At 67.8% G+C, this 18,973-nt stretch carries 14 protein-coding genes; 10 read left to right on the top strand and 4 right to left on the bottom strand.

Annotated features, from left to right (window positions below):
* Positions 1-174: 174 nt before the first annotated feature.
* Complete coding sequence (locus LTH93_RS11830) at positions 175-390, top strand: DUF7455 domain-containing protein (RefSeq protein ID WP_241464794.1); 216 nt, start codon at positions 175-177, stop codon at positions 388-390.
* A 75-nt stretch (positions 391-465) separates the two neighbouring features.
* Here the strand turns inward: LTH93_RS11830 and LTH93_RS11825 are convergent, their stop codons facing one another.
* The 3 genes from LTH93_RS11825 to LTH93_RS11815 all read right to left on the bottom strand — a co-directional run bounded on the left by LTH93_RS11825 (position 466) and on the right by LTH93_RS11815 (position 4,773).
* Positions 466-1,947: an RNA polymerase sigma factor gene (locus LTH93_RS11825; RefSeq protein WP_441338250.1), complete on the bottom strand. Its 1,482-nt coding sequence runs from the start codon at positions 1,945-1,947 to the stop codon at positions 466-468.
* 180 nt (positions 1,948-2,127) lie between these two features.
* Positions 2,128-3,426: a DUF4192 family protein gene (locus LTH93_RS11820; protein ID WP_241471055.1), complete on the bottom strand. Its 1,299-nt coding sequence runs from the start codon at positions 3,424-3,426 to the stop codon at positions 2,128-2,130.
* A 135-nt stretch (positions 3,427-3,561) separates the two neighbouring features.
* Positions 3,562-4,773 (bottom strand): PAC2 family protein, encoded by a 1,212-nt coding sequence (locus LTH93_RS11815; RefSeq protein WP_241471054.1) that lies wholly within the window; start codon positions 4,771-4,773, stop codon positions 3,562-3,564.
* Positions 4,774-4,972: 199 nt separating this feature from the next.
* Between LTH93_RS11815 and LTH93_RS11810 the strand changes: the two genes are divergently transcribed.
* The 3 genes from LTH93_RS11810 to sucB all read left to right on the top strand — a co-directional run bounded on the left by LTH93_RS11810 (position 4,973) and on the right by sucB (position 10,084).
* Positions 4,973-6,562 carry a leucyl aminopeptidase gene (locus LTH93_RS11810; RefSeq protein ID WP_241464798.1) on the top strand — a complete coding sequence of 530 codons (1,590 nt, stop codon included), beginning with the start codon at positions 4,973-4,975 and terminating at the stop codon, positions 6,560-6,562.
* A 149-nt stretch (positions 6,563-6,711) separates the two neighbouring features.
* Positions 6,712-8,085, top strand: a complete 1,374-nt coding sequence (gene lpdA / locus LTH93_RS11805; RefSeq protein ID WP_241464799.1) for a dihydrolipoyl dehydrogenase — start codon at positions 6,712-6,714, stop codon at positions 8,083-8,085.
* A gap of 103 nt (positions 8,086-8,188) precedes the next feature.
* The gene (gene sucB, locus LTH93_RS11800) at positions 8,189-10,084 is read left to right on the top strand and encodes a 2-oxoglutarate dehydrogenase, E2 component, dihydrolipoamide succinyltransferase (RefSeq protein WP_241471053.1); all 1,896 of its coding nucleotides are present in this window, start codon (positions 8,189-8,191) and stop codon (positions 10,082-10,084) included.
* A gap of 161 nt (positions 10,085-10,245) precedes the next feature.
* On the opposite strand, the gene LTH93_RS11795 is transcribed toward sucB, so the two are convergent.
* Positions 10,246-11,889 (bottom strand): protein kinase domain-containing protein, encoded by a 1,644-nt coding sequence (locus tag LTH93_RS11795; protein WP_241471052.1) that lies wholly within the window; start codon positions 11,887-11,889, stop codon positions 10,246-10,248.
* Positions 11,890-11,991: 102 nt separating this feature from the next.
* Between LTH93_RS11795 and lipB the strand changes: the two genes are divergently transcribed.
* The 6 genes from lipB to ruvX all read left to right on the top strand — a co-directional run bounded on the left by lipB (position 11,992) and on the right by ruvX (position 18,903).
* Positions 11,992-12,735: a lipoyl(octanoyl) transferase LipB gene (gene lipB, locus LTH93_RS11790; protein ID WP_241471051.1), complete on the top strand. Its 744-nt coding sequence runs from the start codon at positions 11,992-11,994 to the stop codon at positions 12,733-12,735.
* A complete protein-coding gene (lipA, locus tag LTH93_RS11785; protein WP_241471050.1) occupies positions 12,732-13,739 on the top strand; it encodes a lipoyl synthase in 1,008 nt (335 codons plus the stop codon). The genes lipB and lipA overlap by 4 nt, the downstream gene beginning before the upstream one ends.
* Before the next feature lie 23 nt (positions 13,740-13,762).
* Complete coding sequence (locus tag LTH93_RS11780) at positions 13,763-14,563, top strand: DUF4191 domain-containing protein (RefSeq protein ID WP_241464804.1); 801 nt, start codon at positions 13,763-13,765, stop codon at positions 14,561-14,563.
* A gap of 302 nt (positions 14,564-14,865) precedes the next feature.
* Positions 14,866-15,498, top strand: a complete 633-nt coding sequence (gene rpsD / locus LTH93_RS11775; protein WP_133726351.1) for a 30S ribosomal protein S4 — start codon at positions 14,866-14,868, stop codon at positions 15,496-15,498.
* 185 nt (positions 15,499-15,683) lie between these two features.
* Entirely contained in the window at positions 15,684-18,383 is a 2,700-nt protein-coding gene (gene alaS, locus LTH93_RS11770; RefSeq protein WP_241471049.1) for an alanine--tRNA ligase, read from the top strand.
* Entirely contained in the window at positions 18,376-18,903 is a 528-nt protein-coding gene (ruvX, locus tag LTH93_RS11765; RefSeq protein WP_241464806.1) for a Holliday junction resolvase RuvX, read from the top strand. The genes alaS and ruvX overlap by 8 nt, the downstream gene beginning before the upstream one ends.
* Positions 18,904-18,973: the final 70 nt, after the last annotated feature.

Below are 18,973 nucleotides of genomic sequence, written 5' to 3'. Positions count from 1 at the left end.
GTGGCCGCGCAGAAGCGCCGCAGTCGGTACGCGCACAGCGAAAGCACGGCGGTTTCGGGGTGCTGCTGTGAATGAAACAGCCCGGTTCGTGGTTCTATTGAACACCAAGAGATCCCGGGTCGGGCCTTCCCGGCTGCGGGACCTCTGGAGAATAGACCTGAGGAGGCGAAGAGCATGACCGGCACAACTGGCACCGTGGAAAACCAGCCCACTACCTTGACTGCCCTTGACCGTTGCGACCGCTGCGGAGCACAGGCTTACGTGCGAGCGGCGCTCACATCCGGTGTTCTGCTCTTCTGCAATCACCACGGCCGGCAGGTCGAAGATTCGCTGCGACCAAAGACCGTCGAGTGGATCGATGAATCAGATCGGCTCGTGACTGCCAAGTAGCACGCAGCACCAGACGAAGAAGGGTGCGGCCCGGAGAAATCCGGGCCGCACCCTTCTTCTATGTCTGGCTCAGACTCAGTCGAGGTAGTCGCGCAGGACCTGCGAGCGGCTCGGGTGGCGAAGCTTCGACATGGTCTTGGACTCGATCTGACGGATGCGCTCGCGCGTCACGCCGTAGACCTTGCCGATCTCGTCGAGGGTCTTCGGCTGACCGTCGGTGAGACCGAATCGCATGGCCACCACGCCGGCTTCGCGCTCGGCGAGCGTGTCCAGCACCGAGTGCAGCTGCTCCTGGAGCAGGGTGAAGCTCACCGCGTCCGAGGGCACGACGGCTTCCGAGTCTTCGATGAGGTCACCGAACTCGGAGTCGCCGTCCTCGCCGAGCGGGGTGTGCAGCGAGATCGGCTCGCGGCCGTACTTCTGCACCTCGACGACCTTCTCCGGGGTCATGTCGAGTTCCTGCGCCAGCTCCTCCGGGGTGGGCTCACGGCCCAGGTCCTGGAGCATCTGGCGCTGCACGCGGGCAAGCTTGTTGATGACCTCCACCATGTGCACGGGGATGCGAATGGTGCGCGCCTGGTCCGCCATGGCGCGGGTGATCGCCTGGCGGATCCACCAGGTGGCGTAGGTCGAGAACTTGAAGCCCTTGGTGTAGTCGAACTTCTCCACTGCACGGATGAGTCCGAGGTTGCCCTCCTGGATCAGGTCCAGGAAGAGCATTCCGCGCCCGGTATACCGCTTGGCCAGGGAGACGACCAGACGAAGGTTGGCTTCCAGCAGGTGGTTCTTGGCGCGCTTGCCGTCGGCGACCACGAGCTCCAGGTCGCGGCGCAGCCGGCGGTCGGTGATCTTCTGCTTGGCCAGCTTGTGCTCGGCGAAGAGTCCGGCCTCGATGCGCAGCGCGAGGTCGACCTCCTGTTCGGCGTTCAGCAGTGCGACCTTGCCGATCTGCTTCAGGTAGTCCTTGACCGGGTCTGCGGTCGCGCCGGCGGAGACCACCTGGATCGCGGGGGCGTCGTCCTCATCGGCGTTGGAGATGACGAAGCCGCGACCCTTGGACTCCTCCTCCTCGCCCTCCTTGGCCTTCACGGAGGCCTCGGTGATGGCCTCAGGGTCTTCCCCATCGGCCACGGCCTTCGCGACGGCCTTCTCCAGGGCCGCGGTGGGGGCGGCCTTCTCCTCGGCATCCGCCTCGGCGAGGACCTCGTCGACCGGATCGGCGGCCTTCTTGCGGCCTCCGGTCTTCTTCGCGGGCGCTTTGGTGGTCGCGGCAGCGGCGCTCTTCTTCTCAGCCGCCGTCTTGGCCGCAGTGGACTTCGCGACGGTCGTCTTGGCTGCGGTCGTCTTAGCGGCCGGCGCCTTCTTCGCGGGAGCCTTGGCGGCTGAAGAGACAGGGCTCTTCTTCGCCGCGGTCGACTTGGCGGCGGTGCTGCGAGCTGCAGTGCTCTTCTTGGCGGGCGTCTTCTTCTCAGCCTCTGCAGCGGCCGTGTTCTCTTCGGTGGACTTGGACGCAGTAGTGGGCACGGTGACCTTCCGACTTAGACATATGGTGCAGATGCGATGAACTTGTCGGTCAACACACCTATGACCCTGTCAAGGCCATTGTAAAAATCATACTTGTCTGAGGAGCTGTCAACAGCCCCTCGGTGGGTATGATCCTACGATGGTTGCAGGGTCTCAATGCATCACAACATAGCTTGTTCCGCCCGCATTCCCAATCTGAGCGTCTTTTCCGGGTCAGTCGGCGCTCGGAACGGCGCTCCTTGCCCAGGACCAGCTGTGCTGCTTGACGCGGGCCCATAGACACACGCCCTTGAGCTGCATCAGTCGCTCGATGAGCCGGCTGAACTCGTTCTCGGGGAATTCCTGCAGGCACCGATCGATGAAGGATCCGGCTGCGCTGCCTCGGCCTCTGGCCCATTCGATCCACGCCATGAGGCACAGCAGGTTCTCCCGCTCGGCGGCTCGGGCATAGGGCACCAGGTCGCCGAGGACTGCTTCGAGCGCGTCGACGCGTTCCCAGTCGGGGCGAGAATGGGTCTCACCGAGGAAGGACGCGGCATAGCGCCGCAGCATGTGTTGTTCCGCGCTGTCCATGGGAGCCTCTTCGACGCCCTGCCGATGGCGCAGCCCGATGATGGCGTGATCGAGTCCCAGCGTGGCCAGCGGAATGAGCAGGTCCCGGTCGAACCCGGTGTGCAGCTGCCCGAGGAGCTCTCTGAGGCGCGCAGCGTCCGCTCTGAGCTCTTGGCGCGTGCGTGCCCGCGTGCCCTCCCGCGGCGCGGGGGCAGTGCGGGACGCGTGCTCACCTGCGTCCAGCTGCTGACACAGCGCGAGGTCCCAGGCTTCCAGCCGACGACGCAGCCTCCCTTCGTGACTCTGCGGCTCGTGCTGCCGCCGGGCTTCTCCGAGGAGGACTTCCAGCGCCGGGTCAGCGGCCGGCGCGCGCTCGAGAAACGAGACGGCCGCCTGGTCCAGGGGCTGGGACTCCCGGCGGGAGGTGTGGCCGGGGAGACCTCCCAGCGTGGGAACCCGGAGATCCTCGATGCGGCGGCCCGGAAGGGCGTCGCCGCGTGGGTCTGCACCGAGCGGGTCGCGGACGTGGCCCGCGCAGACGAACCAGGCCTGGACGATCCGGACGCAGTACTCGGAGTCGAGCATGATCCGCAGCGCTTTCAGGCAGGAGCGCCACGCCTCGTCCTGGGTCGCAGAAGCAGGGCCGTCGCCGATCAGCACGACCAGGGCCGCCTCGGGTGCCGGAGAGGATCCTTCCCCCGCCAGACAGTCGGCGATGAGCCGGGCGGAGCTGAAGGGTTCGCGCAGGGCCGGCGTCAGATCGATCCGCATGTGGCCACCGGTGTAGCCGTTGAGCAGCCCGATGACGACGAGGGACTCGCGCGGCAGCCTTCCGAAGGTGTGCCGCACCAGGGCCAGGCAGTCCCCCGGCTTCTGGATGTCGAGCGGACCCTGAGGAAGCGCTGGCCTGCCCTGAATCGAGCCGTCGAGCGGATGCTGTGCGTGGGTGTGTGCGTCCATGAAGCCAGCGTGATCGCATCACCCGGCAACCGAGCCGTGCAGCGGCTGGCTGTGGACGTCACCGCTGTCGGGGTCCAGCTGGCCGTCACTGGGGAAAACCCGGCACCCCGCCGGAGCCTCCGTCGGGCGCAGCCGCTATTCGCGGCGGTCGTGATCTTCCGGCTCGGTCTCGGGGCTCTCCGGGTGGTCCTCCGGGTGGTCCTCCGGGGCAGAGTCGACCGGATCGGAGTCCTGGGCGGCAGCCGGATCAGACTCCCCTGCGGGCTCAGACTCCCCTGCCGGACCCGTCGGGGACTCCCCGAGCAGACCCTCGATCGAGCCGGCGCGAGCGGCTTCGGCGTCGGCGGCTGGATCGTGATGGCGCAGATACGCCTCCACGGCGGCACCGAGCTCCTCAGCGTCGGGCACCGCGTCGTCGTCCTTGACCAGCAGCGACCGCTGCTGCGGGGTGGCGTACTCGTCGAAGTTGCGCTCGAGCCGGTCCACCATGCCTTGGATCTCAGAGTTCTGCTCCACCTGCCGGGAGATGTCATGCTCCACCATCCGCGAGGACTCGCGCAGCTCGTCGGTGGGCAGCATCAGTTCCAGCGCCGCACCTGCGTATTCCAGAGCGGCCACCGCAGCATGCGGGAACCGTCCTCCGGCGAGGTAGTGCGGGACGTGCAGCGTATAGCCCACCACGTCGCGATCCGCCTCGGCGACGCGCAGCTCCAGGAACTGGCTCAGTCCGGCCTCGATCTGCGCACTGGGACCCCAGGTGGAGATGCCCTCGATGAGGTCCGTTCGGTTGCCATGGGCCGTCACTCCGATCGGACGGGTGTGCGGGGTCGGCAGCCCGAGCGCGTCCACCAGCACCACGAGCTTCACATCGAGGCGGTCCACGAGCTGCAGCACCGCAGAGGACACCCGTTCCCACTGGTAGTCGGGCTCGTCACCGGTCAGGAAGAGGAACGGTCGGCCCAGGGCGTCGCGCACCTCGTAGAGCTCCAACGAGGGCGCCTCGAAATTGCTGAACCGGTTGTCCGTGAAGGTGATCTGCGGGCGCCGGGACCGGTAGTCGAAGAGCTCATCGACGTCGAAGCTGGCAAGCCGCCGATGCGGCAGCGTGCCGAGCAGGGATTCGGAGACCTGCTCGCTGAGGCTGCCCGCATCGGTGTGGCCGGACCAGGACACCAGCAGGCTCAGCCGCTCTGCGGGTGGCTGGTCCGTGCGGAGCACCAGAGCGCCGCCTTCGGCGCTCACGCTGGACTCATGCCCGTCCTGGGCGCCGAGGTTGATGGAGGAGTTCGACTCATCATCTCCATCGGCTGCGGGATGGACATGCAGCAGATCCAGGGGGTCCTTCACCTGAGGGGTCCTCTTTCCGATATGGGGTCCGAGCCTCGTCGGTCACGCTGGTCGCAGCCGGGTCAGCTCAGTGAGTCGTATATACAACAGGATGCCACCTGCGGGCATTCCCGCATGGAAGTTGGTTAGGATCGATGATCAAGAAGAACCAAGACGACCTATCCCGATTCCACCATCCCAGGAATCAGACAGGACCACTGTGATCCACGATTTCCAGCCCAGCCTCTCCGCCGTCTCCACCTCCGTCGAGAAGACTGACACCGACGCCCTCGTGCTCGGCGTCGCCAAGGGACCCCAGGGGCCGATCCTGCTCCCCAATCCGCTCGCCGACGATGCCGCCAAGGGCGTGGCGGACTCGCTCAAGGCGCTGGGCGCCACGGGCGCGGCGGATCAGCTGCTGCGCCTGCCGGGCATGGACGGCTTCGCGTCGGAGACGCTGGTGCTCATCGGGGTGGGGCCGCTGACCGGTGAGTCCACCGGCGGAATCACCCTTGAGGCGCTTCGCCGCGCCGCCGGCTCCGCAGTCCGCCAGCTCGGCAGCATCGGTTCCGTCGCCCTGGCGCTGCCCGCGGCCTCGGTGGAGCAGGTCGGAGCCATCGCCGAAGGTGCCGCGATAGGCGCGTACTCCTTCAACCACTTCCGCACCTCCGAGGAGTCCCGCTCGGCCACCCCGGTCAGCGACATCCAGGTGCTGACCGAGCTCAAGGACAAGCAGACCCGGCCCGCCATCGACCGGGCCGTCGTCGTCGGCTCCGCGGTGCGTGCCGCCCGCGACCTGGTCAACACTCCCCCGAGCCACCTCTACCCGGAGAGCTTCGCCGACGTCGTCTCTGAGCTCGGTGACCGGACCAAGGCCCCGGCTCAGCAGGGCGGCACCGCACGGGCCGCGAAGCTCAAGATCAAGGTCTGGGGTGAGAAGGAGCTCGCCCGCGACGGCTTCGGCGGCATCCTCGGCGTCGGCGCCGGGTCCTCCCGCAAGCCCCGCCTGGTCCGCATGGAACACTCCCCCGCCAAGCCGGTGGCGCACATCGCGCTGGTCGGCAAGGGCATCACCTTCGACTCGGGCGGGCTCTCGCTGAAGCCTGCCGCCGCGATGACCACGATGAAGCTGGACATGGGTGGTGCGGCCACGGTGGCCGCCGTCGTCCGGGCGGCCGCTGACCTCAACCTGCCGGTCAAGGTCACCGGCTGGCTGTGTCTGGCCGAGAACATGCCCTCCTCCACCGCCCAGCGCCCCGAGGACGTCATCACCATCCATGGCGGCAAGACCGTGGAGGTGCTCAACACCGACGCCGAGGGTCGCCTGGTCCTGGCCGATGGTCTCGTCGCGGCCTCCGCGGAGCAGCCCGACGCGATCATCGACGTGGCCACGCTCACCGGAGCGCAGATGATCGCCCTGGGCGTGCGCACCACCGGCGTGATGGGCAACGAGGAGCTCCGTGAAGCCCTTCTGATGGCCTCGAAGCAGGCCGGCGAGAGCCTCTGGCCGATGCCGATCCCCGAGGAGGCGCGCTCCGGATTCGACTCCGAGGTGGCCGATCTCACCAACCTCGGCGACCGCTTCGGCGGCATGATGAATGCGGCCGCCTTCCTGCGCGAGTTCGTCGGTGACCGCGCCGGCGCCGCCACCGACCCGCTGGACCCCGAGACCACGCGCATCCCGTGGGCCCACCTGGACATCGCAGGTCCGGCGTTCAATGAGAAGGGCGCCTACGGGTACACCCCGAAATCGGGCACCGGCGTGATGGTCCGCACACTGATCAGCTACCTCGAAGGCCTGAGCCGCTGATTCAGTGGCTGATGCCTGCGCACAAGCGATAGGCTGAACGCAGTGAACACCTGGGAGAGGCTCCTGGGCGGGCCTGATCGCCCGCCGAGGGCCTCTCTCAGACCGAACAATGATCTTCACGTCTCACTCAATGCAAGGGAGCAATGACCGTGGCCGACCAGCCTCAGGAATTCGACGTACTCGTCCTCGGAGGGGGCAGCGCAGGCTATGCCGCTGCGCTTCGCTCAGTCCAGCACGGACTCACCGTGGGCCTCATCGAGAAGGACAAGCTCGGCGGCACCTGCCTGCACTGGGGCTGCATCCCGACCAAGGCGTACCTGCACTCCGCCGAGCTCGCCGATGAGGCGCGGACCTCTGAGAAGTACGGCGTGAAGATGAACTTCGAAGGCGTGGACATGGCCAAGGTCCGCGAGTACAAGGACGGCATCGTCGCCGGCAAGTACAAGGGTCTGACCGGACTGCTGAAGATGCGCAAGGTCACCGTGATCTCCGGTGAGGGCAAGCTGGTCTCGGAGAACGAGATCGAGGTCGACGGCACCCGCTACACCGGCAAGAACATCGTGCTGGCCACCGGCTCGACCTCGAAGACCTTCGGTCTGCCGCTGAGCAAGAAGATCATCACCTCCACCGAGGCCCTCGAGCTGGACTACACCCCGAAGTCGGCGATCGTGCTCGGCGGCGGCGTGATCGGCTGCGAGTTCGCCTCCGCCTGGACCTCCTTCGGCACCGAGGTCACCATCATCGAGGGTCTGCCCTCGCTGGTGCCCAATGAGGACCCGGCGATCGTCAAGCAGCTCGAGCGGACCTTCAAGAAGCGCGGCATCACGTTCAACACCGGCACCTTCTTCAACGAGGTCAAAGAGACCGACGACGGCGTCAAGGTCACCCTGGAAGGCGGCAAGACCTTCGAGGCCGAGATCTGCCTGGTCGCCGTGGGTCGCGGACCCGTCACCGAGGGCTTCGGCTTCGAGGACGCCGGCATCACCCTGGACCGCGGCTTCGTCATCACCGACGAGCGGCTGCACACCGGAGTCGGCAACATCTACGCGATCGGCGACATCGTCCCGGGTCTTCAGCTGGCGCACCGCGGCTACCAGCAGGGCATCTTCGTCGCCGAGGAGATCGCCGGCAACAACCCCGTGATCGTCGAGGACATCAACATCCCCAAGGTGACCTACTGCGAGCCGGAGATCATGTCCGTGGGCTACACCCAGCCCGCCGCCGAGGAGAAGTACGGCAAGGACCAGATCGAGATCACCGAGTACAACCTCGCGGGCAACGGCAAGTCCTCCATCCTGGGCACCGGCGGCCTGATCAAGATGGTCGGCGTCAAGGGCGGCCCGATCGTGGGAGTCCACGGCATCGGCACCCGGATCGGCGAGCAGGTGGGCGAGGCCCAGCTGATCGTGAACTGGGAGGCCTACCCGGAGGACGTCGCTACCCTGCTCCACGCACACCCCACGCAGAACGAAGCCATGGGCGAGGCTGCGATGGCGCTGTTCGGCCACCCGCTGCACGGCTGACCCGCGTCTCCCGGACGCCCGGGAGCCCTTCCAGAACTGCCCGTAGAGATAAATGTTCCAGCCGTGAGGCTGTGTCGAATTTTGAGAGTAGGAGTCGGACACCATGTCTGAAACCGTTAACCTTCCAGCCCTGGGTGAGTCAGTCACCGAGGGCACCGTGACCCGCTGGCTCGTCGAGGTCGGTGACACCGTCGAGGTCGACCAGCCGCTGCTGGAGGTCTCCACCGACAAGGTCGACACCGAGGTCCCCTCCCCGGCCGCCGGCACCATCGAGGAGCTCCTCGTCGCCGAGGACGAGACCATCGAAGTGGGTGCCCCGCTGGTCAGGATCGGTGACGGGTCCGGCTCCGGCGACTCCGGCTCCTCGGACGACTCCGCCGAGGAGTCCGCCGAGCCTGAGCAGTCCGAGCCTGAGCCCTCGGGCGACGGAGGGTCCGGGTCCGAGGCCGAAGAGGCAGAGGATGCCGCGACAGAGGCCGCGCAGCCCGAGGCCACCGAGCAGGCCGCGCAGGAGAACACCTCCGAGGAGAGCTCTTCGGACTCCTCTTCAGAGTCCTCCGACGGCGGCGAGACCCAGGAGATCACTCTTCCGGCTCTCGGCGAGTCCGTCACCGAGGGCACCGTGACCCGCTGGCTCGTCGAGGTCGGCGACACCGTGGAGGTCGATCAGCCGCTGCTGGAGGTCTCCACCGACAAGGTCGACACCGAGGTCCCCTCCCCCGTGGCAGGCACCATCCAGGAGATCAAGGTCTCCGAGGACGAGACCATCGAGGTCGGCGCCGTGCTCGCCCTCATCGGCTCAGGCTCAGGCTCAGGCTCAGGCTCAGGCGGATCATCCGCCGACGCCGAGCAGGAGCAGGACGCTGAGGCGGAGGAGAAGGCAGCCGAGCCGGCCACCGAGGAATCGACGCCGAAGCAGGCTGAACCCGAGCAGTCCGAGCCGGAGCAGGAGCCCGCTCCCCAGGAGCGCGCCGCGAAGGACGCCCCGGCTGAGAGCGAGCCGAAGAGCGAGCCGAAGACCGAGTCGAAGTCTGAGCCGAAGGCAGAGTCCTCGGACTCCTCCGCCGAGGGTTACGTGACCCCGCTGGTGCGCCGCCTGGCCAAGAACGAGGGCGTGGACCTGGCCGATGTCAAGGGCACCGGGGTCGGTGGGCGCATCCGCAAGCAGGACGTGGTCGACGCCGCCGAGGCGAGCAAGTCCCAGGCTCAGTCTGAAGCCCCTGCCGAGGCTCCCGCGACCGCGAAGTCTGCACCCAAGGTCGAGGTGGACACCAGCAAGCGCGGCTCCTCCGAGAAGGCACCGCGGATCCGCCAGGTGATCGCCCAGCGGATGAACGAGTCGCTGGACATCTCCGCGCAGCTGACCCAGGTCCACGAGGTCGACATGACCCGCATCGTGAACCTGCGCGCCAAGGCGAAGGCCTCCTTCAAGGCGCAGAACGGTGTGAACCTCACCTACCTGCCCTTCATCGGCACCGCAGTCACCGAGGCGCTCAAGCAGCACCCGAAGCTCAACGCCGAATACGACGAGGCCAACCAGCAGATCACCTACCACGACAGCGAGCACCTGGCCCTGGCGGTCGACACCGATAAGGGCCTGCTGGTGCCGGTGATCAACGACGCCGGAGATCTCAGCATCGCCGGACTGTCCAAGAAGATCGCCGATGTGGCCGAGCGGACCCGTCAGTCCAAGATCGGCCCGGGTGAACTCTCCGGAGGCACCTTCACGATCACGAACTTCGGTTCCGTCGGGGCCCTGTTCGACACGCCGATCATCAACCAGCCGCAGGTCGCCATCCTGGGCACCGGAACGATCGTGAAGCGCCCGATGGTCGTCACCGACGCCGACGGCAACGAGTCCATCGGCATCCGGCACATGATGTACCTCTCGCTGACCTACGATCACCGCCTGGTCGACGGAGCAGACGCCGGTCGCTTCATGCAGACGCTGAAGGCTCGCCTGGAAGAAGGCAACTTCGAAGCTCAGCTGGGACTCTAGAGACCGGCAGACGCTCAGGCGAGGACTCTCAGGAGCCTGAGCCGGGCGGCTCGGCCGCCTCGAACCTCGCTACGCAGAACAGGGTTCGTCCATTCGGACGGGCCCTGTTCTGCGTCTGGCCCGGTTCCGCCACCGATGCCACATCGTCCTCGGTGGCAGCGTCATCCTCCGGCGGAGCTGAGCTCACGAACGGCGTGCAGCAGCCACTTCCCGTCCTGCCGGTGCAGCACCAGCACCACCTCCTGGGATTCCGGAGCGCCGGTCTCCAGCCCTGTGGCCGTCACCGAGGCGCGCAGCTCGGCGACCCGCTGTGTCTGCCGGTCGAGGCCCTGGACCTGCCGATCGGATCCGCTTGGGTCCCGCTCCTCGCTGACGCTGATCTCCAGCGGCGCGCCCTGGTAGGTCAGCCCGCGCTCGGTGAAACCCTCGATGAGTGCCAGCTCAGCCGTTCGGGCCGGGCTCTCTGCTGCGGTGTAGCGCTGCACCTGCTCCCGCGAGACCTCGCGCAGCGCCTGGGTCCGCAGGGCCGCGAGGCCCTCCGCAGCCTGCACCGGGTCCCGGTGGTGCAGCAGCTGCCAGGGGCGCGGGTCCTCCGGAAGGGAGTCCTCGGACCCGCTCTCGTCGCTCTGCTCCTGAGCGGGCTGCGCGGTCAGCGAGGCCGGGGCGGGCGTCGTCGTCGGGGTGGGGGTCAAGATGCCCGCCGAGAGCCAGAGCCCGGCGAACACCAGGGCCGCCAGAGCGACCGCTCCGAACCTGGGCGCCCAGCGCCGGCGGCCGGTGTCGGAGCCGTGCAGGGTGGGCAGCTCGGGCACCACCTCTTCGTGCACATGCGGTGACAGGTCCAGGGCGGCAGGTGCTGCGCAGCGAAAGAGCTCGACCGCGAAGTCCTCCGCACTCGGGCGCAGCCGCGGATCGCCGTGGAGTGCCGACTCCAGCAGCAGCGTGATGGACTCAGGCAGCTCCGGGCGCAGACTCCGCAGCGGTGCCCGCCCACGGCCCCGAGCGGGCACCGACCCGGTCAGCGCGAACCATGCGACGGCAGCAAGGGAATACACGTCGGCCTCCGGGGCCAGCCCAGCGCGGGCTTCTCGCCGCGTAGCCGAATCCGCGCCCTGAGGCAGTCGACCCTCCAACTCTCGTTCTGGGGCGGCGAACCCCGGAGTCCCGGTGTCGGAGCGCGGCGTCCCGAGGATCACGGCGTCTGCGAGATCACCCAGCGCAGGCTTGCCGTCGGCGGCCAGCAGAATGTTCCCCGGTGAGACGTCCCCATGGGCGACTCCGCCCTGATGCAGCGCCCCCAGGGCGGTCGCGATGGGAGTCAGCACGGTGACGACCTCTCCGAGGCTGACACTGCCGACGCTGCCCAGCAGCCCGGCGAGTGATCCGGCGCTGTAGGGCTCGAGCATCAGCCCGAGCCCCTGGGAGGTCTCCAGGGCTCCATAGGCGCGGACCAGATGACCATGACGCAGCATGTCCAGCGCCTGAAGCTCGGCCGCGACAGTGTGCAGGGGCGGACGCCCGGCTGCATGCGCGCGGGGGACCTTCAGGGCGAAGGCCGCCGGCGGGAAGCCGTCGACGAGCTGCCAGTCGGGTTCCGCGGGAGAATCCCACCACACCAGCCAGACCAGGGCGCTGCTGCCCACCCCGAGCAGCCGTTCCACCGTGATGCCTCGGGCCGCCGGAGGGTCCCAGCCTCCGGTCCCCGAAGCGTCGAAGCCGCGCGCGAACCGCTCCAGCGGCTCGGCCCGATCAGGGGCGGGCCCCGTGATGCCCCGGGTGGTGCCCCGGGTGATGTCACCGTCCATGACACCCATTCTGACCGCCCGCAGACCCCGCCCATGGGTTATCCACAGGTCATCTGCGGCCGCAGTTCCCGCAGCGCGGCCCGATCGGTTTAGGCTGGTGTCATGGAGCTCTCATTCACGAAGCTGGGGTTCGACCCGCAGCTCCTCGACTACTCCGAGACGCTCAGTCTCCAGCGGCGGCTGCACACCGCGGTGCAGCAGGGCTCGGCGCCCTCCACCGTGTTGCTGCTCGAGCACGCCGACGTCTACACGGCCGGCCGTCGCACCGAACCTGCGGACCTCCCTGGAGACGGCACCCCGGTGGTGGATGTGGATCGCGGCGGCAAGATCACCTGGCACGGCCGCGGCCAGCTCGTCGGCTACCCGATCCTGCACCTGCGCGATCGATCCCTGGTCAAGGACTATGTCTGCGTGCTGGAGAAGACGCTGATCAGGATCCTCGCAACGGACTTCGGCATCACCGGCACCCAGGTGCCCGGACGCTCCGGGGTCTGGATCACCTCAGACGGCCCCGACCGGAAGATCGCCGCCATCGGTCTGCGCGTGCACCGCTCGGTCACCATGCACGGGTTCGCCCTGAACTGCTCAAACGACCTCGCGCCCTTCGAGAACATCATCGCCTGCGGGATCACCGACGCGAAGACCACCAGCATCAGCGCCGAGCTGGGCTACGAGGTCACCCCCGAACAGGTGGCCGACCGGGTCACCGAGGAGCTGCGCCGCGCGCTGCCTCCGCTGCTGCACCGCCACGACGACGACGCGCCCGCCCTTGCCGGAACCACCGGCCACGGCGCAGACCAGGGCACCTGTGAGATGTCCCGAACTACAGAAGGAGCACCACAGTGACTGTGGCACCTGAAGGCCGACGCATGCTGCGCGTCGAAGCACGCAACGCCTCGATCCCCGTGGAGCGCAAGCCCGAGTGGATGCGCACCAAGGTCAAGATCGGCACCGAGTTCACCGAGATGAAGAAGCGGGTCGGAGAGAAGGGCCTGAACACCGTCTGCGAGGAAGCAGGGTGTCCCAACATCTTCGAATGCTGGGAGGACCGCGAGGCCACCTTCCTCATCGGCGGCTCCGCCTGCACCCGACGCTGCGACTTCTGCGAGATCGACACCGGCCGCCCCGGCGCCGTGGACGAGTCCGAGCCGCTGCAGGTGGCCCAGTCGGTGAATGAGATGCAGCTGCGCTACGCGACCGTCACCGGCGTCGCCCGCGATGACCTCCCCGATGAGGGCGTGTGGCTCTACGCCGAGACCATCCGGAAGATCCACGAGCTCAACCCCGGCACCGGAGTGGAGATCCTGATTCCCGACTTCTCCGGACGCGAGGAGAACATCGCCGCCATCTGCGAGTCCTCCCCGGAGGTGTTCGCGCACAACGTCGAGACGGTTCCGCGGATCTTCCGCCGGATCCGCCCGGCGTTCCGCTACGAACGTTCCCTGGACGTGCTCACCCAGGGACGCGGCCACGGCATGATCACCAAGTCCAACCTGATCCTGGGCATGGGCGAGACCCGTGAGGAGGTCTCCGAAGCTCTGCGCGACCTCCACGACGCCGGCTGTGACCTGCTCACCATCACCCAGTACCTGCGGCCCACCCCTCGGCACCTCCCGGTGGATCGCTGGGTCAAGCCCCAGGAGTTCCTGGACATCTCCCAGGAGGCCGAAGAGATCGGATTCCTGGGTGTGATGTCGGGGCCGCTGGTGCGCTCCTCCTACCGCGCCGGGTCCCTCTGGGCCAAGGCGATGCAGAAGAAGGGCTTGGAGATTCCCGCCGCACTGGCACACATCGAACCTTCCGGGGCGACCAAGCAGGAGGCCGCCACGCTGGTCGCCGCAGGCTACTGAGCCTGCGGTAGACTGAGATCACTATGGCACCAGCAGACTCCACACCTCCCAAGGCTTCCTCCAAGGCAGAGGCAAAGGCCGCGCTCAAGAACCTCAAGGCCGAGCAGAAGGCTGAACAGCGGGACCGCAAGGCCCGCAAGAAGGCCAATAAGCAGGAAGGCTTCTTCGCGCGGATCAAGCAGGTCTTCACCATGACCCGCTCCTATGACCCGAACATCGGGTGGTGGATGGCATTGGCCTTCTTCGCCACCCTCGGCGTGTTCTTCCTCCTCTTCACCCTGCTGATGAACTGGGTCACCGGTCTGCTGATCGGTCTGCCCTTCGGCCTGCTGGCCGCGATGATCGTGATGAACCGACGAGCCGAGAAGGCAGCCTTCTCCCGCATCGAGGGCCGTCCGGGTGCCGCCGCCGCCGCGCTGAGCACGCTCAAGCGCGGCTGGATCGTCACCGAGGAGCCGGTCGCGATGGACCCGAAGACGCAGGACGCGATCTTCCGGGTGCTCGGCAAGCCAGGCCTGGTGCTCGTCACCGAGGGACCCGCCGGCCGGGTGAACAAGCTGGTCGAGAAGACCCGCAAGCGATTCAGCCCGATCCTTCGGGACACCGGCGTGCCGATCCACATCATCCAGTCCGGACGCGGGGACCAGCAGGTCCCGCTGCAGAAGCTGGCCAAGACGATCAAGAAGCTCGACAAGAAGCTCACCAAGCACGAGGTCAACGCGGTGGACCGCCGGCTCACCGCACTGCCGATCTCCCGGCCGCCGATCCCCAAGGGCGTCGACCCCTACCGCACCCGCCCCGACCGCAAGGCGCTGCGCGGCTAGCTCCGGCGAAGGCTGATACACCCTCCCAGAACCCCGATCATCCCCGTGATGATTGGGGTTCTGTCATCCCCGGTGCTAGGCTGTTGTGCTGTCTGGCAGGCTTCGCACCTCTGAAGAAGATCCCTGCACACAGGCTCCCCGCAGAACTCTGATGGGGTCCGCGTGTGCCGGTGCGATGTCGCAGTGCAGTGAGCCTTCGGCGGCTCACACTCTCCGAACCACGGATCGCGGAGGCCAGGTACCTGATCGTTTGTCGCGGTCAGGAATAAACATCATTCGCCGACAAGACAGGAAGGCAGTCAATGCCCACATCACCATTGCGCAGTCGTCGTACTGTGAAAGCATCGCGTGCCCTTGGCATCGCGCTGACCCCCAAGGCCCAGAAGTACCTGGATCGCCGCCCCTACGGCCCCGGCCAGCACGGCCGGACCCGGCGTCGCACCGATTCCGACTACGCGGTGCGTCTGAAGGAGAAGCAGCGTCTCCGCGCGCAGTACGGCATCCGCGAAGCTCAGATGCTGCGCTACTACGAAGAGGCCAAGCGCATGCACGAGGGCCTGACCGGTGAGAACCTGGTCGAGCTGCTCGAGTCCCGGCTTGACGCCCTGGTTCTGCGTTCGGGCTTCGCCCGCACCATCGCCCAGGCTCGCCAGTTCGTGGTGCACCGCCACATCATGGTCAACGGCAAGCGCGTGGACCGCCCGTCCTTCCGCGTGAAGCCCGGCCAGATGATCCACGTGCACGAGCGCTCCGAGGTCTTCGAGCCCTTCCAGGTGGCCGCCGCAGGCACCCACCAGGATGCGCTGCCCACAGTTCCCGGCTACCTCACCGTCGAGATCGAGAAGCTTCAGGCGACTCTGTCCCGCAAGCCCAAGCGCGAAGAGGTTCCGGTCACCTGCGAAGAGCAGCTCGTGGTCGAGTTCTACGCACGCTGATCTGAAGACGATCACTCAGAACACCGTTCTGAAACCCACAGAGCCCGTTGCCCTCCCCCACCGGAGGCCGCAGCGGGCTCTGTGTTTCCACTAAGCTGGTCCCGGCGCAGATCCGGCGAAGTCACAGACATGAGACTTCGACGGCCGACTCGCAGCGACCATCAGCAGGAGGACCCGAGAAACTCATGAAGACCGAGGACATCGCCCGGACGTGGTACGACTACTTCGCCGCCAAGGGGCATGAGCGCGTCCCCTCAGCATCACTGATCTCCCCGGATCCCTCGGTGCTGTTCACCATCGCCGGGATGGTGCCTTTCATCCCGTACTTCATGGGCACCGAGAAGCCCCCTTACGCACGTGCCGTCTCCGTGCAGAAGTGCATCCGCACCGCCGACATCGAAGAGGTCGGCAAGACCGCCCGCCATGGCACCTTCTTCCAGATGTGCGGCAACTTCTCCTTCGGCGACTACTTCAAAGAGACCGCCATCCCGATGGCCTGGGAGCTGCTGACCCACCCCCGGGAGGCCGACCCGGTGACGGGCGTGCGCGGCTACGGGCTCGATCCCGAGCGGCTCTGGGTCACCGTCTACCAGGACGACGACGAGGCCTACGCCATCTGGCGCGACCAGGTCGGAGTCCCCGAGGCCCGGATCCAGCGCTTCGGCCCCGAGGACAACTACTGGAACACCGGCCAGCCCGGCCCCGGCGGCCCCTGTTCTGAGATCTACTACGACCGCGGCCCCGCCTACGGCGTCGAGGGCGGCCCAGCGGCCGATGAGACCCGCTACGTGGAGATCTGGAACCTGGTCTTCATGCAGTACCGGCTCTCCGCCGTGCACTCGAAGACCGAGTTCGAGGTGGCCGGCCCGCTGCAGAACAAGAGCATCGATACCGGCCTGGGCCTCGAGCGCCTCGCGATGGTGCTCCAGGGCGTGGAGAACATGTACGAGACCGACCAGGTCCGCCCGGTGCTCGACCGCGCCGCGGAGCTCGCCGACATCGAGTACACCTCCACCGAGGATCCCGCCGACCCGCACCACGCCAACGATGTGCGGCTGCGAATGATCGCCGACCATGTGCGCAGCTCGCTCATGCTCATCTCCGACGGGGTCCGCCCCTCCAATGAAGGCGGCGGCTTCGTGCTGCGCCGCCTGATCCGCCGGGTGATCCTCGCGATGCGGCTCATGGGAGTGGAGCAGCCGGTCTTCGGTGAACTGGTCGGCGTCTCCAAGGACGCGATGAAGGGCGTCTACCCCGAGGTCGAGACCGGCTTCGAGAAGATCCACCAGACCGCGGTCAAGGAGGAGCAGGCCTTCCTGCGCACCATCTCCGCCGGCACCGCCAAGCTGCACTCCGCCGTGAGCACCGCGCAGACCGCCGGCGCAGCCGTCACCGGCGCCGACGCCTTCGCGCTGCACGACACCTACGGCTTCCCCATCGACCTGACCCTGGAGATGGCCGCCGAGGCCGGGGTCGGGGTCGACGAGACCCGCTTCCGCGAACTCATGACCGAGCAGCGCGAGCGCGCCCGGGCCGACGCCAAGGGCAAGAAGTCCGGGCACGCCGACACCCAGGTCTACCAGGAGCTGCGCGCCGACTCCCCCACCCACTTCACCGGATACACAGAACACACCACGGAGTCCCGGATCCGCGGACTGCTGGTGGGCGGTGAGGCGCGGAAGAGCGCCTCCGCGGGAGAGGACATCGAGCTGGTCCTCGACGCCACCCCCTTCTACGCCGAGGCCGGCGGTCAGGCCCCCGACACGGGGCGGATCACCGGTGACGGCTTCGAGCTCGAGGTCATCGACGTGCAGTCCCCGATCAGAGGCCTCTCGGTGCACCGCGCCAGGGTCCTCTCCGGGGAGGTGCCCGCCGGCGCCGAGGCGCTGGGCGCCATCGATGTGCGCCGCCGGCTGGACGCGGAGAAGGCACACACCGGCACCCACCTGATCCACGCCGCGCTGCACGACGTGCTGGGGCCCGAGGCAGTGCAGGCCGGCTCCTTCAACAAGGAAGGCTACCTGCGCTTCGACTTCACCTCCGAGGCCGCGATGAGCGGCGCCGCCCGACAGGAGCTCGAGGCCGCCGCCAACCTCGCCATCCGGGACAACTACGAGGTCCTGACCCGCGTCACCTCGCTGGAGGAGGCGCAGGCCCTGGGCGCGATGATGCTCTTCGGCGAGAAGTACGGCAATGAGGTCCGCATGGTCGAGATCAATGGGGCGTGGTCCCGTGAGCTCTGCGGCGGCACCCACGTCGACGCCACCGCCGAGATCGGCACCCTCGCATTGATGTCCGAGGCCTCCGTGGGCGCGGGCAACCGACGCGTCGAGGCGCTGGTCGGGCTCGACGCGTTCCACCACTTCGCCGCCGAGCGGACCCTGGTCAACCAGCTCACCGAGATGCTCAAGGTCCCGGCGGACCAGGTTCCCGACCGCATCGCCGCGACCCTGGCCAAGCTCAAGGACGTGGAGCGCGAGCTGGAGAAGCTGCGCAGCGCGCAGCTGCGGGCCAAGGCCGGCGAGCTGCTGTCCCAGGCCGTGGACGCCGGTGGTGTCGATGTGCTCGCGCACAACGCCGGCGCCGTGGCCGGCGCCGATGATCTGCGTGCCCTCGCGCTGGACCTGCGCGGACGCTTCGGCTCCCGCGCGGCCGCCGTTGCGGTGGCCGGTGAGGCCAAGGGCCGACCGGTGATCGTGGTGGCGACCACCGAGGCCGCCCGCGAACAGGGAGTCTCTGCCGGTGACCTGGTCAAGCGCGCCTGCGCGGTGCTCGGCGGCGGAGGCGGCGGCAAGGCCGACCTCGCCCAGGGCGGCGGCCAGGATGCCTCCAAGATCCCCACAGCACTGCAGGAAGTCACCTCGGCGGTGGGCCAGCGTGACTGAGCAGCCAGAACGAGATTCTTCGGCCAGCGCCCCCCGCCCGACAGCAAGGGCCGGGGTGCGGCTGGGCATCGACGTCGGCGACGCCCGCGTCGGGCTGGCCTCCTCAGATCCCGACGCGCTGATCGCCACCCCGGTGATGACGCTGCGCCGTGACCCCAACCGGGCCTCGGATCTGACCATGCTGATCACCATCATCAAGGACCGACAGGCCCGTGCCGTCTACGTCGGGCTGCCGCTCTCGCTCTCCGGCGGCGAGACCCTCTCCACGCAGAAGGCACGCGACTACGCCGGTCAGCTCGCCGGGATGATCCAGGCCGCCGAGCTGCCGACCGAGGTCTATCTCATCGATGAGCGGCTCTCCACGGTCTCCGCCGCGACCAAGATGCGCGCCTCCGGTGTGGCCTCGAAGGATCAGCGGACTCGTATCGACCAGGCCGCGGCCGTGGAGATCCTCACCCACGCCCTGGACCTGCGTCAGTCCTGGGGACGGGAACCCGGAACACCGGTCTCCGCACCCTGACAGCGCCCTGCCAGCCGGCGACGCTCTCCACAGCCTGTGCCTACCCCGGACCGAATCGCGGGGCTCCTCC

This window comes from Nesterenkonia sp. DZ6, from assembly GCF_022565835.1.
In the GTDB taxonomy this organism is placed as follows: domain Bacteria; phylum Actinomycetota; class Actinomycetes; order Actinomycetales; family Micrococcaceae; genus Nesterenkonia.
This window is presented reverse-complemented; position numbering and strand designations above follow the sequence as displayed.